The organism is Streptomyces sp. NPDC020884 (assembly GCF_044333935.1).
Classification (GTDB): domain Bacteria; phylum Actinomycetota; class Actinomycetes; order Streptomycetales; family Streptomycetaceae; genus Streptomyces.
This window is the reverse complement of sequence record NZ_JBIRRY010000007.1, coordinates 257,063-281,440: the sequence shown is the minus strand read 5'-3', so window position 1 is coordinate 281,440 and position 24,378 is coordinate 257,063. Positions and strand designations below refer to the sequence as shown.

The 24,378-nt window shown below is 71.6% G+C and carries 21 protein-coding genes and 1 pseudogene; 7 read left to right on the top strand and 15 right to left on the bottom strand.

What is annotated here, in order from left to right:
• Window positions 1-125 precede the first annotated feature (125 nt).
• Together ACH4UK_RS22720 and ACH4UK_RS22715 are read right to left on the bottom strand one after the other, a co-directional pair.
• A complete protein-coding gene (locus ACH4UK_RS22720; protein ID WP_398358929.1) occupies window positions 126-2,582 on the bottom strand; it encodes a preprotein translocase subunit SecA in 2,457 nt (818 codons plus the stop codon).
• Window positions 2,583-3,054: 472 nt separating this feature from the next.
• A pseudogene (locus ACH4UK_RS22715) lies at window positions 3,055-4,941 on the bottom strand (PHP domain-containing protein); the annotation flags it as partial.
• 277 nt (window positions 4,942-5,218) lie between these two features.
• On the opposite strand from ACH4UK_RS22715, the gene ACH4UK_RS22710 reads away from it, so the two are divergent.
• Complete coding sequence (locus ACH4UK_RS22710; protein WP_398358928.1) at window positions 5,219-6,403, top strand: alpha/beta hydrolase; 1,185 nt, start codon at window positions 5,219-5,221, stop codon at window positions 6,401-6,403.
• A 24-nt stretch (window positions 6,404-6,427) separates the two neighbouring features.
• On the opposite strand, the gene ACH4UK_RS22705 is transcribed toward ACH4UK_RS22710, so the two are convergent.
• The 3 genes from ACH4UK_RS22705 to ACH4UK_RS22695 form a co-directional block, all read right to left on the bottom strand.
• The gene (locus ACH4UK_RS22705; RefSeq protein WP_398358926.1) at window positions 6,428-7,606 is read right to left on the bottom strand and encodes an acyl-CoA dehydrogenase family protein; all 1,179 of its coding nucleotides are present in this window, start codon (window positions 7,604-7,606) and stop codon (window positions 6,428-6,430) included.
• A gap of 110 nt (window positions 7,607-7,716) precedes the next feature.
• Window positions 7,717-8,871, bottom strand: coding sequence for a methyltransferase (locus ACH4UK_RS22700; protein ID WP_398358924.1), 1,155 nt, complete (start codon window positions 8,869-8,871; stop codon window positions 7,717-7,719).
• A 127-nt stretch (window positions 8,872-8,998) separates the two neighbouring features.
• Entirely contained in the window at window positions 8,999-9,211 is a 213-nt protein-coding gene (locus ACH4UK_RS22695; protein ID WP_398358922.1) for a hypothetical protein, read from the bottom strand.
• 163 nt (window positions 9,212-9,374) lie between these two features.
• Here ACH4UK_RS22695 and ACH4UK_RS22690 point away from each other — a divergent pair, with 163 nt between their 5' ends.
• Window positions 9,375-9,926 carry a GH25 family lysozyme gene (locus tag ACH4UK_RS22690; RefSeq protein ID WP_398358920.1) on the top strand — a complete coding sequence of 184 codons (552 nt, stop codon included), beginning with the start codon at window positions 9,375-9,377 and terminating at the stop codon, window positions 9,924-9,926.
• Between the two features lie 239 nt (window positions 9,927-10,165).
• Window positions 10,166-10,984: an endonuclease I family protein gene (locus ACH4UK_RS22685; protein ID WP_398358918.1), complete on the top strand. Its 819-nt coding sequence runs from the start codon at window positions 10,166-10,168 to the stop codon at window positions 10,982-10,984.
• 7 nt (window positions 10,985-10,991) lie between these two features.
• Here ACH4UK_RS22685 and glsA read toward each other — a convergent pair whose 3' ends face one another.
• Window positions 10,992-12,341, bottom strand: coding sequence for a glutaminase A (gene glsA / locus ACH4UK_RS22680; RefSeq protein ID WP_398358916.1), 1,350 nt, complete (start codon window positions 12,339-12,341; stop codon window positions 10,992-10,994).
• A gap of 13 nt (window positions 12,342-12,354) precedes the next feature.
• Entirely contained in the window at window positions 12,355-12,918 is a 564-nt protein-coding gene (locus ACH4UK_RS22675) for a hypothetical protein (RefSeq protein ID WP_398358915.1), read from the bottom strand.
• 160 nt (window positions 12,919-13,078) lie between these two features.
• Here ACH4UK_RS22675 and ACH4UK_RS22670 point away from each other — a divergent pair, with 160 nt between their 5' ends.
• The gene (locus tag ACH4UK_RS22670) at window positions 13,079-14,194 is read left to right on the top strand and encodes a chemotaxis protein (RefSeq protein ID WP_398358913.1); all 1,116 of its coding nucleotides are present in this window, start codon (window positions 13,079-13,081) and stop codon (window positions 14,192-14,194) included.
• A gap of 28 nt (window positions 14,195-14,222) precedes the next feature.
• Here ACH4UK_RS22670 and ACH4UK_RS22665 read toward each other — a convergent pair whose 3' ends face one another.
• The 7 genes from ACH4UK_RS22665 to ACH4UK_RS22635 all read right to left on the bottom strand — a co-directional run bounded on the left by ACH4UK_RS22665 (window position 14,223) and on the right by ACH4UK_RS22635 (window position 21,680).
• The gene (locus tag ACH4UK_RS22665; protein ID WP_398358911.1) at window positions 14,223-15,182 is read right to left on the bottom strand and encodes a D-2-hydroxyacid dehydrogenase family protein; all 960 of its coding nucleotides are present in this window, start codon (window positions 15,180-15,182) and stop codon (window positions 14,223-14,225) included.
• Window positions 15,183-15,252: 70 nt separating this feature from the next.
• Complete coding sequence (locus ACH4UK_RS22660) at window positions 15,253-16,665, bottom strand: NADP-dependent succinic semialdehyde dehydrogenase (RefSeq protein WP_398358909.1); 1,413 nt, start codon at window positions 16,663-16,665, stop codon at window positions 15,253-15,255.
• Window positions 16,666-16,829: 164 nt separating this feature from the next.
• Window positions 16,830-17,288: an ATP-binding protein gene (locus ACH4UK_RS22655; protein WP_398358907.1), complete on the bottom strand. Its 459-nt coding sequence runs from the start codon at window positions 17,286-17,288 to the stop codon at window positions 16,830-16,832.
• A gap of 181 nt (window positions 17,289-17,469) precedes the next feature.
• Entirely contained in the window at window positions 17,470-19,569 is a 2,100-nt protein-coding gene (locus ACH4UK_RS22650; RefSeq protein WP_398358906.1) for a xanthine dehydrogenase family protein molybdopterin-binding subunit, read from the bottom strand.
• Window positions 19,570-19,637: 68 nt separating this feature from the next.
• Window positions 19,638-20,639, bottom strand: a complete 1,002-nt coding sequence (locus tag ACH4UK_RS22645; RefSeq protein WP_398358904.1) for an FAD binding domain-containing protein — start codon at window positions 20,637-20,639, stop codon at window positions 19,638-19,640.
• Window positions 20,636-21,199 carry a 2Fe-2S iron-sulfur cluster-binding protein gene (locus tag ACH4UK_RS22640; protein ID WP_398358902.1) on the bottom strand — a complete coding sequence of 188 codons (564 nt, stop codon included), beginning with the start codon at window positions 21,197-21,199 and terminating at the stop codon, window positions 20,636-20,638. Before ACH4UK_RS22640 ends, ACH4UK_RS22645 begins: the two co-directional genes overlap by 4 nt.
• A gap of 91 nt (window positions 21,200-21,290) precedes the next feature.
• Complete coding sequence (locus tag ACH4UK_RS22635; RefSeq protein WP_398358900.1) at window positions 21,291-21,680, bottom strand: hypothetical protein; 390 nt, start codon at window positions 21,678-21,680, stop codon at window positions 21,291-21,293.
• A 248-nt stretch (window positions 21,681-21,928) separates the two neighbouring features.
• Here ACH4UK_RS22635 and ACH4UK_RS22630 point away from each other — a divergent pair, with 248 nt between their 5' ends.
• Both ACH4UK_RS22630 and ACH4UK_RS22625 read left to right on the top strand, forming a co-directional pair.
• A complete protein-coding gene (locus ACH4UK_RS22630; RefSeq protein ID WP_398358899.1) occupies window positions 21,929-22,261 on the top strand; it encodes a DUF6479 family protein in 333 nt (110 codons plus the stop codon).
• Between the two features lie 125 nt (window positions 22,262-22,386).
• Window positions 22,387-23,199, top strand: coding sequence for a VOC family protein (locus ACH4UK_RS22625; RefSeq protein ID WP_398358898.1), 813 nt, complete (start codon window positions 22,387-22,389; stop codon window positions 23,197-23,199).
• Window positions 23,200-23,205: 6 nt separating this feature from the next.
• Here the strand turns inward: ACH4UK_RS22625 and ACH4UK_RS22620 are convergent, their stop codons facing one another.
• Window positions 23,206-23,724, bottom strand: a complete 519-nt coding sequence (locus ACH4UK_RS22620) for a DUF6328 family protein (RefSeq protein WP_398358896.1) — start codon at window positions 23,722-23,724, stop codon at window positions 23,206-23,208.
• 207 nt (window positions 23,725-23,931) lie between these two features.
• Between ACH4UK_RS22620 and ACH4UK_RS22615 the strand changes: the two genes are divergently transcribed.
• Window positions 23,932-24,312: a VOC family protein gene (locus tag ACH4UK_RS22615; protein WP_398358894.1), complete on the top strand. Its 381-nt coding sequence runs from the start codon at window positions 23,932-23,934 to the stop codon at window positions 24,310-24,312.
• Window positions 24,313-24,378: the final 66 nt, after the last annotated feature.

Sequence of the window (24,378 nt, the reverse complement as noted above, 5' to 3'; positions counted from 1 at the left end):
CATTCTCCACCGTCAAACACCCTGCTGACGCAGAAATAACCAAACCGTGTCGAAGGCTCCCGATTTCTCACCACCACAGTTGCGAACGAACGGCTCAACCGGTCTGGTTCAGTCTGGAAGCACTCTTACTTTCGCGTCGCGCTGGCTCTCGGGGCTCGCCTCGTACCGCGCGGCGACCGCTTGGCGTTCGGGTGGAGTCGATTCTGGAGGTCCGAGGCGGGCCGCAACGATTTGAGGGATGCCGTGAGGGTGGCATCAAGCGACCCGATGTGTCCGTCGTAGTAGGCACCGACAAGATCCCGAGTTGGTTCGTCGTACAGGAAGACGACGCCTCGCGGGATGCCGAGCTGATGCTTCTTTGCGCGCAGGTAGTCGCGGAGGCTCTTCTCTTCGCCGAGTGGATCTTTCCCGGCCGGGCGAGTGGCCCAGACAAGCAGCCATCCTTCAGCCGGATCCACGCTCCCTGTGGCAGGTACGGTTAGGCTGCGGCCGTTGTCGCCCGGCGAAGGGCTGTTCAGCAAGTCTTCGCCGTTTCGTGCGAACTGGTGTTGGGCCGTCGTTGCCCCCGACAGAAGTGTTGCGCCGATGCTTAGCCAACCGGTGACATTTCGTGACTGCAGTTCGTCAATGAGTGGCGCGACCGGAGGCGCTGGCATCGCCGGCTTCGGCGTAGTCTCCTGGCCGTCCCCGGCTCGGTTCTTGGTGTAGTACCACTGGTCTAGTGCGTCGGTACGGCTGCTCAAGAAGACTGGCTCCTGCGCGCGGTAGCGGCGCAGCTCGGCGGTTGTTGGCTCGGGCATGAACGGGAACGTGGTGCGTACCCGTGCGGGGTCGGGTTCGACCCAAAGGCCCGCCTCGAAGAAGTACAGGAACAGATCCAATTCGTCAGGCGCGTTGAACATTACGGTGACGTCGGGGTTACGGCGCCGCCGAAGGTAGAGGAGGAACTCAGCTGGTCGAGCGACGAGTTCGGTAATGAGGTCAAGGTCGTGCAGCGACACGGTCCACGGGATGCTGTCGAGGCTGAGCAAGCCCGCCCTCACCAGTTCCGCGGTGGCCGTCATAACAGTCGAGAGGTCATCGAGGCTGACGGTCACCATGTGGATCTCGCGGATATGGCTGAAATCCACCCATCCTTCACCTTCGATGCGGAGACCGCCGTCACGCTCGATGCCGTCCCGCATCCGACCGGCTTGTTCGGCCGCCTTCGTGATGATGCCGGTCAGGTCGGTGCGGATACGTGTGGTCTTGCCACCACGGGAAAGGGCGCTCAGGGCGACAGCCTTGTCCTCGACGATGATCGCGACATCGTCGAGGACAACAAGGTGGTCACCCTCGACGCGCTTGGTGTACTTCGCCGGATCAGCAGTCTCCTCTTCGGCGTCGTTCGCAGGAACGAAGTACTCAAACGCGTCCCGGTAGTGTGCGCCAGGCAGCACCCGGCCGAGCGCAGCACGGGTGCGGAACTCCAGGAGGTCACCGCGGTGCTTCGCGTATGTGTTCCACGCGGATGATGTCTTGAGATGCTCTTCGAGGTTTTCCCGAACGGCAACCACACTGAGTGCAGGGTGCGGCAACATGATGCGCGCACCGTCACTGGCGATCAAGGGCCGCATGCGCAGCGGATTGTTACCGGCAGTGAACTTGTCGATGGCCTCCGCCGGTGTGGTCGTCCCCAGGGCGAGGCTGAACCGTCCGACTACAGCTCGGACACGTTCCTCGGTGATCCCCGTGTGAGCGGCGACATCCGCGATCGCAACCGTGGCTTCGTCAGCGCTGGGCTCGAACAGCGACACGAACCCGGACCTGGCCCGTTCCGTCAACTCAAGATCAGGCTCGCCGTCCCGCGTGGATGCCATCGCACGCTCTGCCGCTGTGGCCATGGCCTCCATGCGGCCGTTCATATTGACCTGTTGGAGGTGGTGGCACGCATTGAGAACAGCCAGGGCATCGGTGGCATCAAACCCGAGCTCTGCATTGAGAGCCGCACGAACGAGCGGGTCGCCGTCAAGGAGCGCGAGATTGGTTGCCTCAACCATCTCCGGGTAGGACGGGTTGCGAATCCAAACCTCGGCGCCCTGGATAAGGAGTGACATCAGGGCGAGCTTGTTTGTCCGGTCCACAGTCGCAAAGGACCGCAGCTGCGCGAGGTGCAGAAGCGCGACAATCTGTTCCTGCGCCTCGGAGATGAAGTGACTCATCTCCTGGTCCTCGACCGCATCGTTGTCAAGTCCTTCTGCGGCAGCCGCATCCTGCTGGGACGCGAGAGCAATGAGCGCCAGCAACTCCACGTGCGCAGCGCCTGCTTCCGGCGTGACCAGCATCGCGCCCACCGGTGCAAAGGGCAGGAACGCCAGACGAGCCACCTCGATGAGCCGGATCGCGTCGAATCGCTGCAGTTTCTGGACGAACTCGGTGACGGCCTCGTCGAATGCAGCGCTAATCGCCTCCACAGGTTCGTCAGCCGCAGCGAATTGCTCTAGGAGCGTTTCCAATGCGCCCCAGGTATCAACAATGACCTGTGCGTGCGGGTCAAACCCTGACGACGCCGGAACGGAGTGGCGGTGCCGCTTGTTTCGCACCTTGCGGCGCTTTGATCTAGAACTCACTCGCCAACCTCACCACACTCCAGTACAGATCGGCCACCGGTTTCGCATACCCGCTGGCGATGCTCACCTCCGCGCCCGCTTCTGCATGGGCCCATGGAAGCGCGCGTCAATCAACCGCGCTCCAGCGGCCGCGAAGGCTGGTCTCACATTCGAGTAGTCCTGCCGCGCACAGGCCCTGAAAGATGGTCAATCGACGATCGTGAGGTCATCGAAACGATCATCTGGCACAAGCTTTCATCGACGTGCACCGTGGTAAGGCCGTCACAACTCAAAGCTCTGTCGTTACTCACGAAGCACCGCAGCCTACAGGGAGTTCTCATGGCACACCGAGGTATGTACGGGCAGCGGAAGGACACCACAAAAGATCGATGGACACCACCCCGGCCACCGTCCGACCCGGTGGCGTACACCTGCCACGCGCGGGCAACACGCATGAAGTTGACACAGAATCCAGCTGGAAGGTGCCCAGCGTGTCCCCGGAGGAGATCAGGTCGTACGTGGCGGGGTCGTCCGGCGGCACCTGTGCGGGATCGTCCAGGTCGAGGCGTTCGCCGGTGACGCGTTCGATCTCAGCGGCCGCGTGCGCGAGCGCCGACTGCATCCGTACGCCGATGACGTCGATCTTCGGGTGCCCGGTGTCCTCGATGTCCTCCTTGTCGAACTGGGACATGGCGATGTTCTCGACAGTGGTGGGCGCCACCGGGGTGCGCTCCAGGAGCCCGGCGTTGGAGACGAGCAGCCCGCACGGGTGCATCGCCGCCTCGAACGGCAGCTCGTCGAGCGCCTCCACCAGCTCCCACAGCCGCCCGTGGTCCTCGGCGGCGACCTCACGCAGCTCCGGCAGTTCGGCGAGCGCGGCCCGCACATCCTTGGCCCGGATGTGCGGAAACGCCTTGCCCAGGCGGGCCGCCCGGTCCGGGGCCATGCCGCGGGCGCGGGCCACGACCTCGATCGCCCCGCGCGCCCGGTACGTCTTGTAGACGGCGAGCGTCGCCACCCGGTCGGCCCCGAACCGCTCCCGTACCGCCTGATAGACCTCCAGACGGCGCGCCGACTCCACGTCCAGGTCGATATCGGGCAGCGTGGACCGCCGCGCCGACAGGAACCGCTCCATGACCAGACCGTGCGCCACCGGGTCGACCGGGCTGATCCCCAGCAGATGGGTGACCAGCGACCCCACTCCCGAGCCACGGGCCGCGACCCGGATGTCGAGGCGCTGAGCCTGCGCCGCCACCTCGGCGACGGTCAGGAAGTACCCGGCGAACCCGTGTCCGGCGATGATCCCCAGCTCCTCCTCGAGCCGGTCCCAGCGCCGGGCGTCCCGGTGGTAGCCGCGGTTCAGCATGCCCGCCGCGCACCGGTCCGCGAGGGTCCGGTCGGCACGCCCGGCATGCGCGCCCACCAGTTCGGGCTCGGGAAGGTTCAGCCGCCCGAGCCCGAACGCCTCGCCCGGATCGACCACGCAGGCCGCCGCCGTCTCCTCGGTCGCCTTCAGCAGCCGTCGCGCCTCCGCGCTCCGGCCGCCGCCCGCCTCGGCGATCCGCCCGGCGATCCGCTCCATCTCCCCGGGGTCCTTCAGCCACCTCTGCCCGCCGTCCAGCCGGGACGCGTCCCGGGTGTCGACGGGCATGAGCAGCCGGGCGGAGTCCAGGATGTCGGCGACCTCGCCCTGCCGCGGGTCGGCGTAGCGCACGGCGTTGGTCAGCACCGCCGTCACCTCCTGCTCGGCGGCGAAGCCCGCCATGCGCGCGGCCAGCCGCAGCGACCCGGGCCCGGTGCCGGGCCGCCCGTCCCAGGACGTCTCGATGCGCAGTGACCGGCCGAACCGTTCGCGCCAGGGGCCGAGGAGTGCCGCGGCCCGGTCCGGCCGCCCCGATGCCAGCGCCTGTCCCACTTCGGAGTCCGACCCGAGGAGGACGAACACCTCGCCGTCCGGGCAGGCCAGGTCCTCCCAGGTGACGCCCTGGTCCGACGCGGCCGACACCAGCCGGCACAGCTCGGCCCAGCCCCGGGCGGTCCGGGCCAGGAACACCGCGCGCAGCGGCGCGTCCGTCACGAACGCACCGCCCCGGGCGGGGGTCCGCCGCCGTTTCGCCGGCGCGGCTCCGAACGCCGGCACGCCGGGCACCGACAGGTCGACGCCGAACAGCGGCCTGACCCCGGCCCCCGCACACGCCTTGGCGAAGCGCACCACGCCCGCGAGGGAGTCCCGGTCGGTCAGCGCCAGGGCGTCGAGGCCCCGCTCACCGGCCCGCTCCGCCAGCGCACGCGGGTGGCTGGCTCCGTACCGCAGCGAATAGCCGCTCGCTGCACGAAGGTGCGTAAACGACATACACACCTCCTGTTGCTCATAACCCCCCTTTGTGTCGTCTGTGCCATCCGTGTCATCCCGATTCATCCCGACCGGGAGAAGCACACTCTAACCCCATGTTCGCATATTCGTTCGATTAAGGGGGTGGCCGAAGATCACCGGCGTCGCCGCCGGGGCCGGAGAGATCCCGATCTCCCGCATCTCCCCGCGCGGGGCCGAGAAGGGGAGACTTGGGGCGCGCCGGACGCCCCGCCGAGGGGGTGTCGCAGGCCGTTGACGAGTCGACGGGGGAACGGTCATGAATCTGCCGATCGGTTATGTGGTGACGACGGTGATCTTCGCCTGGTGCACCTTCTTCGCCGTCGTCGCGCCGCGCCGGCCCCGACCGCTGGCCGGGATGAGCTTCTGGTTCGGTCTGGGCCTCAACGAGGTGCCGTTCGTGGGCCTCTACTTCCTGGTGGGCTCCACGGCCCTGGCGGCCGGCCAGGGCGATCTGCGGTCACCCGGTGCCAGGGCGACGGCCGCGGTGGCCGCCGTCGCCGCCGTCGGACTGGCCCTCTCCGCCTGGCGGGGTCTGCGCACGGACCGGGTGGTCGGGCGGGCCCTCGCGCACGGGCTGGGAGCCGACTGGCGGGAGCGCGTGGACGTGCCGCTGCGCCGCCACCGGCCCTGGGTCCGCATCCTGCTGCTGCCGGGGCTCATGCGGCGGCGTGACGTGGAGCGGATCCCCGACATCCGCTACGGGCACGCCGGGCGCCGGAACCTCCTGGACGTCTACCGCCGCCGCGACGCGCCACCGGGCGGGCCGGTCCTGATCCACTTCCACGGCGGCCACTACACCGGCGGAGCGAAGAACCGCGAGGCACGGCCCCTGCTGTACGAGCTCGCGGGCCGGGGGTGGGTCTGCATCAGCGCCAACTACCGGCTGCGGCCCGAGACCTCCTTCCCCGGCCACCAGATCGACGCCAAGAAGGTCATCGCCTGGGCCCGCGAGCACGCCGCCGGCTACGGCGCCGATCCCTCGAAGCTGTTCGTGGCGGGCAGTTCCGCCGGATCCAACCTCGCGGGCCTGTGCGCGCTCACGCCGAACGACCCGGCGTTCCAGCCCGGGTTCGAGTCCGCGGACACCTCGGTCACCGCCGCGATCTGCCTCTACGGCTACTACGGCCACTACTTCGGCGACCAGCCCGACGAGGCGCCGTCCCCGTACCAACCGCAGGGATACATCCACCCCGGTGCGCCGCCGTTCCTCGTCGTCCACGGCACCAAGGACGCGCTGGCGACCGTCGAGGGGGCCAGGAACTTCGCCGGCCGGCTGCGCCGGGACTCCGGCGGCACCGTGGTCTACGCCGAACTCCCCGGCGGGCAGCACGCCTTCGACATCTTCCACTCCCCGCGCTTCGAGGCGGTCGTGGACGGCGTCGGGGCCTTCGCCGCCTGGGTCCTGGCCACTTCGCGGCGCCCGTCCGGCCCGGCCGGCTGACGGGTGCGTCCGGACGGGCTCCGCTCACCGCCGCACGCGCGGCATCCCCAGCCCGATCCACGAGATGATCTCCCGCTGGATCTCGTTGTTGCCGCCGCCGAAGGTGAAGATCACGGCCGAGCGGTAGCCGCGCTCCAGTTCGCCGTGGAGCACCGCGCCGGCCGAGCCCTCCTTCAGCGCGCCCGCCGAGCCGACGACCTCCATCAGCCAGGCGTAGGCGTCCCGGCGGGCCTCGGAGCCGTAGACCTTGACCGCCGAGGCGTCCTGGGGGGTGAGGGCGCCGTCCTGGAGGGCTGTGACCATCTGCCAGTTGAGCAGTTTCATCGCGTCGAGGCGGGTGTGGGTGCGGGCGAGCAGGGCGCGGACCCAGCCGAGGTCGATGACCCGGCGGCCGTCGGCGAGCTTGGTGTCGGCGGCCCAGCGCTGGACGTTGTGCAGGGCGCGGACCGCCATCGTGCCGTGGGCGGCGAGGGTGACGCGTTCGTGGTTGAGCTGGTTCGTGATGAGCCGCCAGCCCTTGTTCTCCTCGCCGACCCGGCGGGAGACCGGGACCCGGATGTTCTCGTAGTAGCTGGCGGCCGTGTCGTGCGAGGCGAGGGTGTTGATCAGGGTGCAGGAGTAGCCGGGGTCGCTCGTGGGGACCAGGAGCATGGTGATGCCCTTGTGCGGCGGGGCGTCGGGGTCGGTGCGGACGGCGAGCCAGACCCAGTCGGCGGTGTCGCCGTTGGTGGTCCAGATCTTCTGGCCGTTGACCAGGTAGGTGTCCCCCTCGCGGACCGCGCGGGTCTTGAGGGCGGCGAGGTCGGTGCCCGCGTCCGGTTCGCTGTAGCCGATCGCGAAGTCGATCTCGCCGGCCAGGATTCCGGGCAGGAAGTGGGCCTTCTGCTCGTCGGTGCCGAACTGCATGATCGTGGGCCCGACGGTGTTCAGGGCCATCAGCGGCAGCGGCACGCCGGCCTGGGCGGCCTCGTCGAAGAAGATGAACTGTTCCATCGGGGTCAGCCCCCGGCCGCCGTACTCCTTCGGCCAGCCGACCCCCAGCCAGCCGTCCGCGCCGAGCCTGCGGACCGTCTCGCGGTAGAAGCGCTTCTGGGCCGCGGGCTCCGCGTAGCGGGCGTAGGCGTTGTCGGGCACCAGGGCGGCGAAGTACGTGCGCAGTTCGGTACGCAACCGCTGCTGCTCAGGCGTGTATTCGAGGTGCACGGCCCCTCCAGAGTCTCGCTTCGGCGTCTCCCGTGTGCGGCGGCGCACACAGTAGAACGTGTTGCAAGAATCCGGAAGGGCCTGGGAGCCGTCCTGCCGATCAGGGCCGGTCAGCGCTTGACGGCGCGCAGGACGACGAACTTCGGGTCGCCCGCGACCGTGGTGCAGTTCCCGAAGATCCGGCGCAGGTGGGTGTGGTACGAGAGGTGCCGGTTGCCCACGACCCAGAGCTCGCCACCCTGCCGCAGGGCGGTGCGCGCCCCGGCGAACATCGTGCGGGCCGTGGCGTCGGTGGTCGCCATGTGGGAGTGGAACGGCGGGTTGTTCAGCACCAGGTCCACGCTGCCCGGAGCGAGGTCGCCGAGACCGTCGCCGACCAGGAAGTCGGCCTTCGCGCCCTCCGGCGCACCGGCCCGGAAGGTCTCCTCGGCGGAGGCGACCGCCCCGTAGGACTCGTCGACGAAGGTGAGGTGCGCGTCCGGGTTGGCGATGGCGGCGGAGAGGCCGAGGACGCCGTTGCCGCAGCCCAGGTCGACGACCCGGACGGCCCCGCCGCGGGTGGGCAGGTGCTTCAGGAAGAACCGGGTGCCGACGTCGAGGCGCTCGGCGCAGAAGATCCCCGCGTGGTTGACGGCGGTCAGGCCCGAGACGGGGCCCACGTCGGCGGGCAGCTCGTAGCGGTACGGCCACGGGCTCGGCGTACGCGGCAGCCCGGGGTCCGGGGTGCAGAAGACGAGCCGCGCCTTGCGCACCGCGAGGGAGGTGCGGGTCGGCCCGATGATCCGCTCGAAGAGCTTGAGCGTGGAGGTGTGGATCTCCTTGACCATGCCGGTGCCGATGATCACGGTGCCGGCGTGGACGGCCGGAGCGATCCGGTGGAGCTGGTCCTCCAGGAAGGCCAACGACTTCGGCACCCGGACCAGCAGGACGTCGACCCGGTCCGGCGGGGTGTCGCGCGAGGACAGCAGCCGCACCGCGTCCGGGTCGAGACCGTTGCGGTCGAGGTTGGCCAGCGTGGCGCGCCTGGCCAGGTAGGAGTCGCTGATCTGGACGGGCCGGTGCGCGGCCAGCGCGGTCGCCAGCGCCCCCCACCGGTCCCCCACGACGGCGACCGTCCCCGAGAGGTCGACCGGGCCCGTCTCGGGGTCCGTCAGCTGCCGGAGCAGGTATTCGTCGGCGGCGTCCCACGCCCGGAAGGGATCGCGCGGGTGCTCGGGGAAGCGGGCGAGCTCGAAAGTGCCCTGTGAGGTCGTCAAACGGTTCATATGTCACTCAGGCTAGCCGAGGGAACCGGGCGCGCCCCACGCGCTCCCCGGCTCCTCGGGCGGCTCGCCGGTCAGGGCCAGGTCCGCGCACCGTCCGCCGGATGCTCCCGGGGGCCCCGCGGGGCCGTCAGGGCAGTCGCCTGTCGAGGGCCGACCGCCCCTCGACGGCCAGCTTGCGCCGGGCCCATTCCAGGGTCTCGGGCGTCAGGTCCCGCCCGGAAGCGAGCACCAGGTCCTCCGCGCTCGGCCGGTCGCTCGCGCCGGTGTGCAGGAGCCGGTCGGGGGTGACGCCCCCCGGCCCGACCACGGCTGCGGATACGGATTCGGACTCTTCGCTCATGCCGCCTCCTCGTCCTTGCGGCAATTCTCGCGCCGCACGGACCCGGCCGCATCCGAGGGCCCCGGCGGCGGCCCGCTACCCGGGAGGGTGAATGAACCCTTGCCCGGCGGGGAGAGCGGGCAGGAGAGGAGACGTCGTTGCCCCATTCCTCAAGGCGGTGCCCATGCTCCACGGCGTCGACGTCAGCGCCTATCAGCCCTCCTACGACACGGACGGCCTCGACTTCGTCCTCATCAAGTCCACCGAAGGCCGCACCTATGTCAATCCGCGTCTGGACGCGCAGGTGAAACGGGCCCGGGACGCCGAGTGCGTCGTCGGCTTCTACCACTTCCTCTGGCCGGGCGATGTGGCGGACCAGGTGACGTACTTCCTGAGCAAAACCCCGGAGAAGGCGGGCGATCTGCTCGCCGTCGACTGGGAACAGACCGGCGGTGGGACCCGGGCGAGCAACGCGGACAAGGACCGGTTCCTCCGCGAGGTGAAGCGGCAGCGGCCCGGCCACCGGGTCCTGCTGTACTGCAACCGCTCCTTCTGGCTCAACCACGACACCACCGGCTACGCGGGCGACGGGCTGTGGATCGCCGACTACGTCTCCGCGGGCAGGCCCCGCATCGAGGCGGACTGGCGCGTCCACCAGTACACCGATGATCCACTCGACCGGAACGTGGCCGACTTCGCCTCGGTCGGGGCGCTGCGCGACTGGGCCGCCGGGTAGCACGCGGCGGGATGCCCGCTCCCCCTCCGGAGGCCTTGGACCCCCCGGAGGGGCACGGCCTCCCCGCGGGTCCCGACGGCCCAAATCTTGACCTGCACATGATAGATACAGACTGTTCACACCTGGGGCACGGTGCGTGTGGAAGGCTCCCGGCTGACCACCTACCACACGGCCGCCGCAGGGGCACTCCCACCCAGGGTCCTCGTCGCGGCGCCCGCGTCTCGGAGAGGACACCCCACATGTCCCGTCGTCACTTGTTCTACGCGCGTCCGCTGCTGGCCGCGGCAGCAGCGGTCACCGTGCTCGCCGGCGTCGCGGCCGCGGCCCCCGCGGACGCCTCGCCCGGCCGTTACACCGCCACCGCCGCCGCCCTCGACGACACCTACTACCAGGACGCGCTCGGCAAGACGGGCGCCGAGCTGAAAACCGCCCTGCACACGATCGTCAGCGACCAGACCAAACTCTCCTACAGCCAGGTGTGGGACGCCCTCAAGGCCACCGACGAGGACCCGGCCAACTCCTCCAACGTCGTCCTGCTCTACACCGGGCGCTCCCAGTCGAAGAACGACAACGGCGGCAACTCGGGCCAGTGGAACCGGGAGCACGTCTGGGCCAAGTCGCACGGCGACTTCGGCACCGCGACGGGTCCGGGCACCGACATCCACCACCTTCGGCCCGAGGACGTCCAGGTCAACTCCACCCGGGGCAACAAGGACTTCGACAACGGCGGCAGTGAACTGGGCGACGCCCCGGGCAACTTCACCGACGGCGACTCCTTCGAGCCGCGCGACGAGGTCAAGGGCGACGTCGCCCGCATGATCCTCTACATGGCCGTGCGCTACGAGGGCGACGACTCCTTCGCCGACCTCGAACCCAACGACCAGGTGGACAACGGGTCCGCGCCGAAGATGGGCAAGCTGTCCGTCCTGAAGCAGTGGAGCCAGGAAGACCCGCCGGACACCTTCGAGAAGCGCCGCAACGACGTCATATTCGAGCAGTTCCAGCACAACCGGAACCCGTTCATCGACCACCCCGAGTGGGTCGGCTCCATCTGGTAGTCCCGGCTCAGTCCTCCCCGGCCAGGGCCTGCGCGCAGCCTTCGACGGCATCCTCACGGGTGGCGTAGCGCGGCAGGTCCTGGCCGGTCCCTTCCCGGACGACGTCGGGCGGGCCCAGCAGATCGCGTGGATCGACGACCGCCGCGCGCCGCCCGTCGGATGCGAGCCGCGCGAGGCCGGTGTGCAGCATGGCCAGGCCCACGGAGTCGACGGATGTGACGTCGTGCAGGTCGAGCACCACGGAGCCGCCGTCCGGACCGGACTCGTCCAGGGCGTACAGCACGCGTTCGGCGGCCGTGAAGTCGATGGACCCCTGGGCGACGACGACGCCGACCTGTTCGTGGAGCACCCGTTCGTCCTCGGCCGAGGGCGCCGACGGCAGATCGTCCGCGGTCGTGACGAGGGTGATCGTGGAACCCGGCAGCGCCGGGTTGAGCATGAGGTGGAGCCCGTAGCGTTCCGACATCGTCTCCAGCGCGGCGTGGCCGCGTACCGAACCGCCGGTGGCGTCCAGCGGCGGGCTGTACGTGGCGACCCCGAAGCGGGCGGGGCCCACCGCGATGAGACCGCCGGACACCCCGCTCTTGGCGGGCAGTCCGACCCGCAGCAGCCATTCGCCGGAGCCGTCGTACATCCCGCAGGTCGCCATGACGGCGAGGACCCGGGCGGCGACCCCGGCGGAGACGACCCGCTCGCGGGTGACCGGGTTCACGCCGCCGTAGGCGAGCGTCGCCGCCATCGTGGCGAGGTCGACGGCGGTGACGCGGATCGCGCACTGGCGGAAGTAGCGGTCGACCGCGAGGACCGGGTCGACGGGCATGGTGCCGGTGGAGCGGATCAGGTAGGCCAGCGCCCGGTTGCGGTCACCGGTCGCCGACTCGGAGCCGAACACCTCTTCGTCCACGTCCAGTTCCCGTCCGGCGAACCGGCCGAGGCAGCGCAGGATCCGGTCGAAGGCGGGTTCGTCGGGGGCGTCGGGGATCAGGGCGGTGGTGACGATCGCGCCGGCGTTGACCATGGCGTTGGCGGGCCTGCCCGTGCCGGGTTCGAGGCTGATGGCGTTGAACGCCTCGCCGCTCGGCTCGGCGCCCACCCAGCGGCTCACCTCGTCGAGGCCGAGGAGGGAGAGCGCGAGGGCGTAGATGAACGGTTTGGAGACGGACTGGAGGGTGAAGGGGACCTCGGCCTCACCCGCGCTGTAGCGGTGTCCGTCCATGCTGACCAGCGCGAGACCGAAGGCGTCCGGGTCGGCGAGGGCCAGCTGGGGGATGTAGTCGGCCGGTTTCCCCTCCCGTACGGCGACGAACTGCGCGCGCAGATTCTGGAGCGAGTCGGTCACCGCGTCGGCGGCGCTCATGTACGCCGCCCCCTCAGCCGCGCTCGGCCTGGGCGACCCGGGGGAAGGTCTTCACCCCGGCGGCCTTGCGGCTGTTGGCCTGGACGCTGACCGTGCGGTCCGGCGGCGCGTCCTGGACACCGACGACGACGGTGTCCAGGACCTTGCCCTCGGCGTCGACGAACTCCACCCCGACGGCATAGAACGCGGCCTCGTCGGTGGGGTTGGTGACCCGGACGAGGGCGCTGCGGACCTCCTCGGACGCGGTGAGCGGGAGTCCGTTGACCGAGACCTCGCCGACCGCGTTGCCCCGGCCCTCCACCTCGTCCAGCCGCTTGGCCGCCTCCTGCCGTACGCGCTCGGACTCGGCGGACACCGAGGCCGCGAAGCTCTGCTGGGTGCGCGGGCTCGGGGACTCGGACGGCGACTCCGCCGGCTCGGGGGTGAGCGTGTGGACGCCCCGGTCGGTGCCTTCGCCGCTGGTGTCGGAGTCGCAGGCCGCCGTGCCGGCGAGGAGCAGGGCCGCCGCCGCGAGGGGGGCCAGGGCGCGGGCGGCGCGGCGGCCGCGTGCCCGGCGCACAGGGAGGTTCGCTTTCACGGGCGGTCCGTCCAATCGGAAGAGAGCCGGAGGGGAGCCGGAAGGGAGTAGGCCGCACTCAAGGCCCAACAATTCGCCCATATTAGGATCAAAAGGTATGAATTGACTCGTTGAAGAACCCGCTTCACACGGGAGCGGGTTCGAGCCCCGGGAGGGAACGATGGATACGGACGCCCTGACCGCCGACCTGTTGCGGGAGCTGCGGGCGACCCGGCCCTATCCGGCCCTGTCCCTGACCATGCCGACCCATCGCAAGGCCCCGGACAACGCCCAGGACCCGGTCCGCCTGCGGAACCTGGTGGCCGAGGCCGGACACCGCCTCGACGCCGACCCGCAGGTCAGCCGCGAGGTCCGGGCCGCCCTCCAGGCACAACTGGAGCGGGCGGCGGCCGAGGTCGACCCGCGCGGGGCACTGGACTCCCTGGTTCTTCTGGCCACCACCGACGCGTACTGGATCTGGCAGCTTCCGCGCACCGCGCCCGAACGGGTGGTGCTCAGCGACACCTACCTCACCCGCAACCTCGTCGCGGCCAAGGCCCAGACCCGGCCGTTCCGGGCGCTGACCGTCGCCGCCGACCACGCCACGCTGTGGATCGGCACGGGCGACCGCATCCGGCCGGAGGAGACGGGCGGCTTCCCGCTGACCGCGCCGAAGGAGCCGCCGAACCCGCAGCGCGAGGAGCGGATCGGGGACACCCCGAGCACCTTCAGCGACGAGGAGACGCGGAACTTCTTCCGTGACGTCGACGAGAAGCTGCGCGCGGTGCTCGCCGCGGATCCGCGCCCGCTCCACCTGATGGGCCTGGCGCCGGCCCTCGCCCTGCTGGACGAGGTCGGTACGAGTTCCGGGTCCGCCATCGGCAGGGTCACCAAGGGCGCGCCGGCCGACCTGCTGCCGGCCGAGGTCCTCAGGGAGCTGCGGCCCGCCCTCGACGAAGGCGCTCGTCAGGCGGCCGCGGAGGTGGAGACCCGGCTCGACCACGCCCGGGGCGCACACTCCTTCGCCGGGGGCCTCGACGAGGTGTGGGCCGCCGTCCGGGAGGGCCGGGCGGGTCTGGTGGCGGTGGAGGAACACTTCCAGGCGGCCGTTCAGGTGACCGACGAGCACCTGGAGCCGGCGCCCGAGGGGAGCACGCAGAGCGCGGACGGCCGGATCCGGGAGGACATCGTCGACGAACTGGTCGAGGCGGCGCTGGACAGCGGCGCCGACGTGGCCTTCGTCGAGGACGGCTCGCTGGCCGACCACGGCCGGATCGCGGCGGCGCTCCGCTACTGACCGCGGCCGTCGGCGGGGGCCGCCGCCGTCAGCCCAGGCGGCGGACCGGCTTCCCGTCGAGGAACGCCCTGATGTTCTCCACGGCCTGGCCGTAGAAGGTCTCGTAGTTGGCGCGTGACACATAGCCCAGGTGCGGGGTCGCCAGCAGGCGCGGGGCCCTGCGCACCGGGTGGCCCGCCGGGAGCGGCTCGATGTCGAACACGTCGGTCGCGGCCCCGGCGATGGCGCCCGCGTGCAGGGCGGCGAGCAGGGCGTCCGTGTCGACGATGGCCGCCCTGGAGGTGTTGATCAGATACGCGGTCGGGCGCATCAGGGCGAGTTCGGCCGCGCCGACGAGGCCCCGGCTCCGCTCGCCGAGCGCCAGGTGGACGGAGACGAAGTCACTGGAGGCCAGCAGCTCTTCCTTGGACGCGGCCAGGGTGGCTCCGACCTCGTCGGCACGTTCCTTCGTGAGGTTCCGGCTCCAGGCCTGGACGTCCATGCCGAAGGCCAGGCCCACCCGCGCCACCCGGCCGCCGATCTTCCCGAGCCCCAGCAGACCGAGCCGCCGTCCGTGCAGATCGGCCCCGAGGGTGGACTGCCAGGGCCCGTCCGCGCGCAGGGCCTCCGCCTCGGGGACGATCCCGCGCGCCAGGCCCAGGAGCAGCGCCCAGGTGAGCTCGACGGGCGGGGTGGAGGAGCTGGCCGTACCGCAGACGACGACGCCGTGCCGCTTCGCGGCGTCGAAGTCGATGACGGAGTTGCGCATGCCGGAGGCGACGAGCAGCCGCAGCCGGGGCAGCCGGGCGAACAGCTCCGCCGGGAACGGCACCCTCTCGCGCAGGGTGACCACGATGTCGAAGTCGGCGAGGGCGGCGACGGTCTCGTCCTCGGAGGCGAGGTGCTCGGGGAACGTCACGACCTCGACGTCCGCGGTGACCGGCGACCAGTCCACGACGGTGGTGGCCACGGACTGGAAGTCGTCGATCACAGCGCAGCGCAGTTCCATGGCGGCCTCTCCGACGGGTTCGGGTCGACGCCCATGATCGCGCATCGGCCGTTCCGCGCGAGGGAAGGGGTCAGGACCCGTCGGGGCCGTACCAGAGCGTGGTGGCGTTGCAGAACTCGCGGATGCCGTGTCCGGCGAGCTCACGGCCGTAACCGGAGCGCTTGACGCCGCCGAAGGGCAGGGCGGGGTGCGAGGCGGTCATCCCGTTGAAGAAGACCCCGCCGGCCTCCAGGTCGCGGGCGCAGCGCTCCTGCTCGTCCGCGTCGCGGGTCCAGACGTTGGAGCTGAGGCCGAAGGGGGTGTCGTTGGCCAGGTGGATCGCCTCGTCGAGGTCGGCGACCCGGTAGAGGGTGGCGACCGGGCCGAAGGTCTCCTCGCGGTGGACGCGCATGGCGGTGGTGATGCCGACGAGCACGGTGGGCTCGTAGAACCAGCCGTTCTCCAGGCCGCCGCCGAGCGTGTCGGGCCGGCGGCCCCCGCACAGCGCCCCGGCGCCCCGCTCGACGGCGTCGTCGACGAGTTCCTCCAGGTCGGCGCGGCCCTGTTCGGTGGAGAGCGGCCCGATGTCGGTGGCGTCCTCCAGCGGGTCGCCGACGGTCAGGGCGCGCATGCCCTCGGTGAAGCGTTCGGCGAACGCGTCGTAGACGTCGGCGTGCACGATGAAGCGCTTGGCCGCGATGCAGGACTGGCCGTTGTTCTGGACGCGTGCGGTGACGGCGGTGGCGGCGGCCTTCTCCACCTCCGCCGACGGCAGGACGAGGAACGGGTCGCTGCCGCCGAGTTCCAGCACGGTCTTCTTGACCTCGTCGCCCGCGGTCGCGGCGACGGAGCGCCCCGCCGGCTCGCTGCCGGTGAGGGTGGCCGCGACGACCCGCGGGTCGCGCAGGACCGCCTCGACGGCGCCCGCGCCGATCAGCAGCGTACGGAAGCAGCCCGCCGGGAATCCCGCCCGGTGGAAGAGGTCCTCCAGGTAGAGGGCGGTCTGCGGGACGTTCGACGCGTGCTTGAGGAGCCCGACGTTGCCCGCCATCAGCGCGGGGGCGGCGAAGCGCACGACCTGCCAGAGCGGGAAGTTCCACGGCATCACGGCGAGGACCACGCCGAGCGGACGGTAGCGGACCAGCGCACGGACGGCGCCCGCGTCGCGTACGTCGTCGGGGTCCGGGTGCTCGTCGGCGAGCAGGCCCTCGGCGTGCGCGGCGTACCAGCGCATCGCCTTGGCGCACTTGGCCGCCTCCGCGCGGGCCGCCGTGATCGGCTTGCCCATCTCGAGGGTCATCGTGCGGGCGATGGTGTCGCGGTCCTCGTCGAGGAGGTCGGCGGCGCGCGTCAGCCAGGCCGCCCGCTGCTCGAAGGCGGTCGTGCGGTACTGGCGGAAGGTGCCGGCGGCGGCGGCGATCCTGCGTTCGGTCTCCTCCTCGCCGAGGGCGTCGAAGGACCTGATCAGTTCGCCGTTCGCGGGGTTGACCGTCGCGATGGGCATGGCAGTGGCCTCCTTCATCGGTACTCCGACCGTGCCGCGCCGCACCGGTCCGCGCAACGCGGCCCTCCTCTCCCCCGCCCCCGCACGTACCCGGCCGACGCGGATCATGCGTGCCGGGAGGCACGTTCCGCGTCGGCCGGGTGTGCGGGCGGCCCTTGCGGGCGTTACCCGAGCGCCGCGAGGGGAACGCGGCGGGCGGTGCGCACGCCGGGCAGCGGGGCGTACGGGAGCAGTCCCGCCGTCCGCGGCGCCTCGGCGTAGCGGGTGAACCAGACCACTTTGCCGTCCGTGGTCCGGCAGGTGCCCCAGCTGTCGCTCAGGGCCATGACCCGGCTCAGCCCGCCGCCGGCCGGCAGCAGCCGGGGCATCCGGGCACTGTTGTCCGCGACGGACACGGTCACGTGCCGTCCGGTCCAGCGGAGTTCGAGGACGCAGCTGTTGCCGTCGCCGACATGCCGGTGGACATTGGTCAGGAGTTCGTCCAGGGCCCGGCACACCGGCCGGACGTGCAGGTCGAGACTCCAGTGACGAAGGTGTGCGGCGACGATCCGCCGCAGCTGGGAAACGCGCTCTGCCGACACCTGCAGTTCGACCGAGTAGTACCGGTCGAGTGGAACGGTCATCGTCGAGGCTCCTCACCACGAGGCCCACGTGCTTCACCCCGTCGTACTCACCCCGTCGTACGAACGACCCCCGGACACGAAGCGTGAGCACTGATCACTTCTGGGTCACTCATCAGGGTGACCCCGGTACGCCGGACGCGCAACAGGGGGACCGTCCGTGCTGGTGGGAGCGGGTGTCCGGTCACAGCAGGTAGGGCAGCAAGGTGTCCGGGGTGAGGGGCAGTTCGCGCAACCGGGCGCCGGTGGCGTGGCGGACCGCGTTCCCGATGGCCGCGGCGGTGCCGACGATCCCGATCTCGCCGATGCCCTTGCTGCCCATGGGGTTGAGATGGCGGTCGTCCTCCTCGATCCAGTGCGCCTGGATGTCGGCCGTGTCGGCGCAGACGGGCACGTGGTAGGAGGCGAGGTCCTTGGCGGTGAAGTCGCCGAAGGCCGGGTCCAGGCCGGAGCCCTCGGTGAGCGCCATGCCGATGCCCATCACCATGCCGCCGGTGAACTGGGAGCGTGCGGTGCGGGCGTTGAGGATCCGCCCGGCGGCGTACACGCCGAGCAGACGGCGTACCCGCACCTCGCCGGTGACGGCGTCGACGGCCGCCTCGGCGAAGTGGGCTCCGAAGGCGTGCCGGGCGTACGGGGACTCCTCGCCGGTCTCCTGTTCGGTGTCGGCGGTGGCGGTGATCCCCTCGGCGGGCAGCGGGCCGGAGCGCTCCGCGAGGCGGGCGGCCAGGTCGGCGGCCGCCTTGTGCACGGCCCAGCCCCAGGAGGCGGTGCCGGAGGAGCCGCCGGCCAGCGGGGCGGTGGGCAGGTCGGTGGAGCCGATGTCGACGCGCACGGCCTCCGGGGCGACGCCGAGCGCGTCGGCGGCGATCTGGGCCAGGACCGTGCGGGCCCCGGTGCCGATGTCGGTGGCGTTGACCTCGATGCGCAGGGCGCCGTCCCGCGCGGCGTGGGCGCGCGCGGTGGAGCGGGAGACGAGGACGGGGTACGTCGCGGAGGCCACGCCCGTACCGAGGAGCCAGCGGCCTTCCTGGCGGGCGGCGGGCCGGGGGTCGCGGTCGTGCCAGCCGAACCGCAGCGCGCCGTCGCGCAGGCAGGCGGCGAGGCCGCGGCTGCTGAAGGGACGCTCGCTGTCCGGTTCGGTCTCCGGTTCGTTGCGCAGCCGCAGCTCGACCGGGTCGAGACCGAGCGCGGAGGCGAGTTCGTCCATGGCGCACTCCAGCGCGTACATCCCCGAGGCCTCCCCCGGGGCGCGCATCCAGGAGGGGCTCGGGACGTCGAGGGCGGTCACCCGGTGCGTGGTCCGGCTGTGCGGCGAGGCGTACATGACGCGGGCGGGCACGGCGGCCTGCTCGACGAACTCCTTGACGGTGGAGGTCTGGGTGACGACCTCGTGGCTGACCGCCGTGAGCACCCCGTCCAGGCCCGCGCCGAGCCGGACCCGCTGGATCGTGGGGGCCCGGTGGCCGACGACCTCCGCCAGCTGGGCCCGGGGGAGGACCACCTTCACCGGCTGTCCGGTGTGCCGGGCGGCCATCGCGGCCAGGACCGCCTGGGGGCGGGTGGTGCCCTTCGAGCCGAAGCCGCCGCCGACATGCTCGGAGACCACGGTGATCCGGTCCGGGGCCAGGCCGAGCGCCTGGGCGAGGCTCTCGCGCACCTTGCCGGAGCCCTGGCTGGAGTCGTGGACGGTGAGGTGCCCGCCGGACCACACGGCGGTGGCGGCGTGCGGCTCCATGGGGTGGTTGTGCAGCGCGCCCGTCCGGTACGTCGCGTCGACCTGGACGCGCGCTCCGGCCAGGGCCCGTTCCACATCGCCGCGCACCCGGACGGCGGGGTGGCCCCCGTTGGCCTCCTCGGGTGTGTAGAGGCCGGGGTGGTCGTCGGTGAGGGTCACGTCGTGCGCGTCGCGTTCGTACTCGACATGGAGCTCTCCGGCTCCGGTGCGGGCGGCCTCCAGGGACTCCGCGAGCACGAGGGCGATGGGCCAGCCGTGGTGCGGGACCCGGTCGTCCTGGAGCACCGCGAGGATCGGGTCGTCGGGCTCCTGGAGCCTGGGCGCGTTGTCGTGGGTGAGGACGGAGTGGACGCCCGGTACGGCGAGGGCGTCGACGGCCCGTACGGCGGTGACGCGGCCGGCCGCGACGGTGGCCGGGACGGTCCAGGCGTACAGGCAGCCGGCGGGCGTGCGGTCGGCCGCGTAGCGGGCGGTGCCGGTGACCTTGTCCCGGGCCTCTCTGCGGACGACGGGCGCACCGGGGAACTGCGGGGCTCGGGTGGTCATGGCGGTGGGTCCTCGGGGGTCGGTGGTGCGGGAGGGCGGTGGGCAGACGCCGGGGGCCGGGGGCGGGTTCAGCCGGTTCGGGCGGGCTGCCGGCCGGCGAGTTCGCCCAGGACGTCGAGGGCGAGCCGGCGGACGAGGTCCACCTTGAACGCGTTGTCGCGCAGCGGCCGCGCCTCGGCCAGTTCGGCGATCAGGGCGTGCTGGAAGGCGGCGGGCGTGGCGGGGGCGCCACGGAGTTCGCTCTCGGCCCTGCGGGCCCGCCACGGCCGGTGGGCGACGCCGCCGAACGCGAGCGTGGTGTGCTCGACGCGGCCGGCGTCCACCCGGAGGGTGGCGGCGACGGAGACGAGGGCGAAGGCGAAGCTGGCGCGGTCGCGGGCCTTGCGGTAGCGGGAGGCGGTCCCGGGCGCCGGCGCCGGGAGCACCACCTCGGTGATCAGCTCGCCGGGCCTGATCACGGTGTCCTGGTCGGGGTTCTCCCCCGGCAGGCGGTGGAACGCGGTGACGGGGACGGTCCGTTCGCCCTCGGGGCCCAGGAGCACCACGGTCGCGTCGAGCGCGGCGAGGGCCACGGCCATGTCGGACGGGTTGGTGGCCACGCACTCCGCCGAGTGCCCGAGGATCGCGAGGTCGCGGTGGGTCCCCTCGCGCGCGGGGCAACCGGAGCCGGGCAGCCGTTTGTTGCAGGGCTTGGAGACGTCCTGGAAGTAGCGGCACCGGGTGCGCTGGAGCAGGTTGCCGCCGGTGGTGGCGGTGTTGCGGAGCTGGCCGGAGGCCCCGGCCAGCAGCGCCTGGGACAGCGCGGGGTAGCTCCGCGTCACGTCGGGGTGGGCGGCGAGGTCGCTGTTGCGCACGGTGGCGCCGATGCTCAGGCCGCCGTCGGCCGTTCGGGTCACCCGGTCCAGTGGCAGCCCGGCGACGTCGATGAGGACCCGGGGCGTCTCCACACCGAGCTTCATCAGGTCCACCAGATTGGTGCCGCCGCCCAGGAAGCGGGCGCCGGGGCCGGCCGCGCACAGCCGGACGGCCTCGTCGGTGGAGGCGGGGCGCACATAGCCGAACGGTTTCACTCGATCACGTCCTCGATGGCTTCGACGATCCGGGGGTAGGCCCCGCACCGGCACAGGTTGCCGCTCATCCGTTCGCGGATCTCGTCGGGGCCGAGCGCGGCCGGTCCGGCGAAGGGGGTGCCCGGTTCGGTGGCGTGCGAGGGGTGGCCGTCGGCGGCCTCGCGGAGCATGCCGACGGCGGAGCAGATCTGGCCCGGGGTGCAGAAGCCGCACTGGAGGGCGTCGCGTTCGACGAACGCCTGCTGCACCGGGTGCAGGCTCTCGCCGTCGGCGAGCCCTTCCACCGTGGTGATCGTGGCGCCGTCCTGGGCGACGGCGAGCAGCAGACAGCTGGTGACCCGCCGCCCCTCGACGAGGACCGTGCAGGCTCCGCACTGGCCGTGGTCGCAGCCCTTCTTGGCCCCGGTGAGGCCGAAGCTCTCCCGCAGCGTCTCCAGGACCGTGGTGCGGTGGTCGACGGTCAGCGTCGTCGCCTCGCCGTTGACGTGCAGGGTCACGGTGGAGCGTTCGTCCACGACCGGTTCCGGTTCGAGGTCCGCTCCGAGAGCGAGGGAATCCATGCGCGTGCCTTTCGCTTCGCTGCCGGGCGGTCGCCCCGGTGGTGTTCTCGTTCGGGTGCGGCCGCCGGCTGCCGTCGGGCGGCCGGGGCCGTCAGCGGCTCTCCAGCCGCAGCCGGACCTCCTGCTCCTGGTCCCCGGCGGCCGTGCCGACGACGCTCACCGCGAAGGCCCCGGTGAGGTGGGCCCGGAGCCGGTCGACGGCCCAGTAGCCGCCCTGGGCGTCCACCGTGACCGGGGCGGTGAGGCGGGCGGGGGTGGCGGCCGCCACCGGCTCGGACACGTCGACGGTGGTGACCCAGGCGGTGGGGCGGGGGCCGGAGGCCGGTGCGGGGGTCTCGCCCATCGGGTGGTCCGAGGCGAAGCCGGTGGCGAGCACGTCGAACACGGTCCGCGCGTCCTGTGTGTCGCAGCGGCTGAGCGAGACCACCACCTCCCGGCCCGCCGGAGGATCCTCGCCGCTCTGCTCGGGGGTGGTATTCACCGTGGTTCCTTCCGCTGGGGTGCCGGCCGTGGGGACCACTCCAGGCTGACCCCGCATCCGGCCGACGGCGACACGGGAAGCGCCCGAAAGAGGTGCGGAGCCGGCGAGGGGCGGGCAGGAGGGCCCTTGCCCCGTCGTGTTCGTGCGGTCGATGCGCACCGGGAAACACGTTTCCCCCGAGATACCCATAAAACATGAATTGATGTGAATAGCCGACTGATGCCCTTCCCCCGGGGTATGCGGGTTGTATGGATGTTCTGAATGGAGTCAAGGATTCCGTCGCGGTCCCGCTCGCGGACGGCGCGGGGCCCCTCGGGGTCGTCATGCCCATCGCGGCGCTGGCCGTCGTCGCCCTGCTGATCGGCGGCTTCATCCTCGGCAAGCGCAAGCGTGACGCCGAGCTGCCGCCGCCCCAGCCCCATGAACAGCCGGAGAAGCCGGAAGGGCGCACCCACATCGACCAGCACGACCCCCATGCGTCCGACCGGTTCCCGGAGGACGGTCACGCCCTGTCGCCGTACGAGCTCAAGGACCACGGCAACGGACCGCTGCCGCCCGACGAGGAGCGGCCGCACGGCTGACCGCACCGCCGCGCCCCGGGCCGCGACCCGGGGCCCGCGTTGCGGGACCGGGCGGGCCGGTCGAGGCTGGTTGCTGGACCGCAGCGGCCGGGCACGACGCCGCTCCCCGAGGAAGGCAAGGGACCATGACCGGAAGCGACCCCCGCACGGCATCCTCGGCCGCCCCGCTGACGGGGCCGGCCGCACCGTGCTGGGTCACCCTCATGACCCGGGGCATGGAAACCGCCCAGCGGTTCTACACCCAGGTCCTGGGCTGGTCGTTCCGCCCCGGACGGCTCGGGGCGGACTTCTCGGTGGCCTACCGCGGCGAGGTCCCGGTGGCGGGCGTCTTCGCCGTCTCCTCCGCGTACCAGGTCGCGGTGGCCTGGACGCCGTACTTCGCGGTGGCGGACGCGAACCTGGCCGCCGCCCGGATCCGCGAGCGCAGCGGGACCGTGGCGGTGGGGCCGCTGACGCTCGGCAAGGGGCGCGGGGTGCTGGCCTCGGACCGGGACGGGGCGTCCTTCGGCCTCTGGGAGCGCACCGAGCCCTCCACCTCGTCGCCCGCCCCGGCCGGCCACGCGCACGCCTGGCTGCGGCTGCGGACCCGGAACGCCTTCGACGCGGCGATCTTCTACGGCGAGGTACTCGACTGGGCGAGCGGCCGGCCGGGGTGCTGCGATGTCGCCTACGAGGGCGACGAGGTCATCGTGCGGTGCGAGGGACATCCGCTGGCCCGGATCAGCTCCGGAGCGGTGGAGTCCGCGGTCGACCCGGTGGTGCGCCCGCACTGGCAGGTGCAGTTCCCGGTGGCGGACCTCGCCGCGACGGTCGCGTCGGCCGGGCGGCACGGCGGCGCACTGGTCGAGGAGCGCACCGCCATCGGGGGCACCGAGGTGACCCTGCGGGACCCGGACGGCGCGCTGTTCGCGGTGACCGATGTGCGCAGCCCGGCCTGACACACTCTAGGGAGCGTCGCTCCCCCGGTCGGTCGACTCGTCCTCGCGCGGGCCCGCCTTCGCTCTGGCCAGGGCCCACAGCGGGAACACGAACCAGCAGGCCAGGAACCACAGGGCCATCGCCCCGACCAGCCACAGGGCGAGCTGGTTGTGCAGGGCGACGCGCAGGATCAGCAGGAGCGTCGAGCACATCGTGCAGAAGAGCAGCACCAGGCCGAGAACGGTCATCCGGGAGGCCCAGATGACCGTCTCGGGCTTCATCCGGCGGCCGGTGAGGAGCCGGTGGTAGGACACGGGGCCGATGAGCGCCGCCGCAGTCGCCGAGCCCAGCATGACCGTGATGACGTAGATGGTCCGGTCGGTGTCGCCCAGGTCCTCGAACCGCGACTGGAAGACCACCGCGAGCAGGAAGCCGAAGAGGATCTGCACCCCGGTCTGCGCGACGCGCAGTTCCTGGAGGAGTTCGGACCACTGCCGGTCAGCCCGCTCCTCCTGGGTCTCCTGACGGCCTCTGCTGGACGTCATGCGGCCTCCCTTCCTCCTGCGGCGGCCCCGTCGGGGGGTGACGGCGCGCCGATGGCCGGATCTCACGGGTTCCCCCGGGCCGCGGGACCAACCCCGTGGACCGGTACGCGGGGCCCGCCTATGATCCCCGCAGGGCATCGCGCGTCGGTCACCGGCCGGGTGAGGCGTGGAGGTAGCCCGTGAGATGCCCGTTGGAGGCATTCCACCGTGTCAGTCGAGTTGAACCACACCATCGTTCATTGCCGGGACAACCGCGAGTCCGCCGCATTCCTGGCGGATCTGCTGGACCTGGAGGTCGGAGCGGAGTGGGGTCCGTTCATTCCGGTCGTTCTCGCGAACAGCGTCACGCTGGATTTCGCCACGATCCCCGCCGCGTCGATCACCCCGCAGCACTACGCCTTCCTCATTTCGGAGGCGGAGTTCGACACCGCGTTCGCGAGGATCCAGGCCCTGGGAATCGACTACTTCGCCGATCCCCATCAGAAGATTCCCGGCGAGATCAACCACAACGACGGCGGGCGGGGCGTGTACTTCCCCGATCCGAGCGGTCATGGTCTGGAGCTGATCACCCGCCCGTACGGCGGCTGATCACCACCGGGACCGTCCTGTCCTGAGCAGGGGCCCGGCCGCGATTCGCGGCCGGGCCTTTGCCGC

Coding starts and splice junctions, on each gene's coding strand:
- ACH4UK_RS22710 (WP_398358928.1), top strand. CDS start 5,219: ATGAATCTGCCGATCGGTTATGTGGTGACGACGGTGATCTTCGCCTGG.
- ACH4UK_RS22700 (WP_398358924.1), bottom strand. CDS start 8,871: ATGAACCGTTTGACGACCTCACAGGGCACTTTCGAGCTCGCCCGCTTC.
- ACH4UK_RS22695 (WP_398358922.1), bottom strand. CDS start 9,211: ATGAGCGAAGAGTCCGAATCCGTATCCGCAGCCGTGGTCGGGCCGGGG.
- ACH4UK_RS22690 (WP_398358920.1), top strand. CDS start 9,375: ATGCTCCACGGCGTCGACGTCAGCGCCTATCAGCCCTCCTACGACACG.
- ACH4UK_RS22685 (WP_398358918.1), top strand. CDS start 10,166: ATGTCCCGTCGTCACTTGTTCTACGCGCGTCCGCTGCTGGCCGCGGCA.
- glsA (WP_398358916.1), bottom strand. CDS start 12,341: ATGAGCGCCGCCGACGCGGTGACCGACTCGCTCCAGAATCTGCGCGCG.
- ACH4UK_RS22670 (WP_398358913.1), top strand. CDS start 13,079: ATGGATACGGACGCCCTGACCGCCGACCTGTTGCGGGAGCTGCGGGCG.
- ACH4UK_RS22665 (WP_398358911.1), bottom strand. CDS start 15,182: ATGGAACTGCGCTGCGCTGTGATCGACGACTTCCAGTCCGTGGCCACC.
- ACH4UK_RS22660 (WP_398358909.1), bottom strand. CDS start 16,665: ATGCCCATCGCGACGGTCAACCCCGCGAACGGCGAACTGATCAGGTCC.
- ACH4UK_RS22655 (WP_398358907.1), bottom strand. CDS start 17,288: ATGACCGTTCCACTCGACCGGTACTACTCGGTCGAACTGCAGGTGTCG.
- ACH4UK_RS22650 (WP_398358906.1), bottom strand. CDS start 19,569: ATGACCACCCGAGCCCCGCAGTTCCCCGGTGCGCCCGTCGTCCGCAGA.
- ACH4UK_RS22640 (WP_398358902.1), bottom strand. CDS start 21,199: ATGGATTCCCTCGCTCTCGGAGCGGACCTCGAACCGGAACCGGTCGTG.
- ACH4UK_RS22630 (WP_398358899.1), top strand. CDS start 21,929: ATGGATGTTCTGAATGGAGTCAAGGATTCCGTCGCGGTCCCGCTCGCG.
- ACH4UK_RS22625 (WP_398358898.1), top strand. CDS start 22,387: ATGACCGGAAGCGACCCCCGCACGGCATCCTCGGCCGCCCCGCTGACG.
- ACH4UK_RS22620 (WP_398358896.1), bottom strand. CDS start 23,724: ATGACGTCCAGCAGAGGCCGTCAGGAGACCCAGGAGGAGCGGGCTGAC.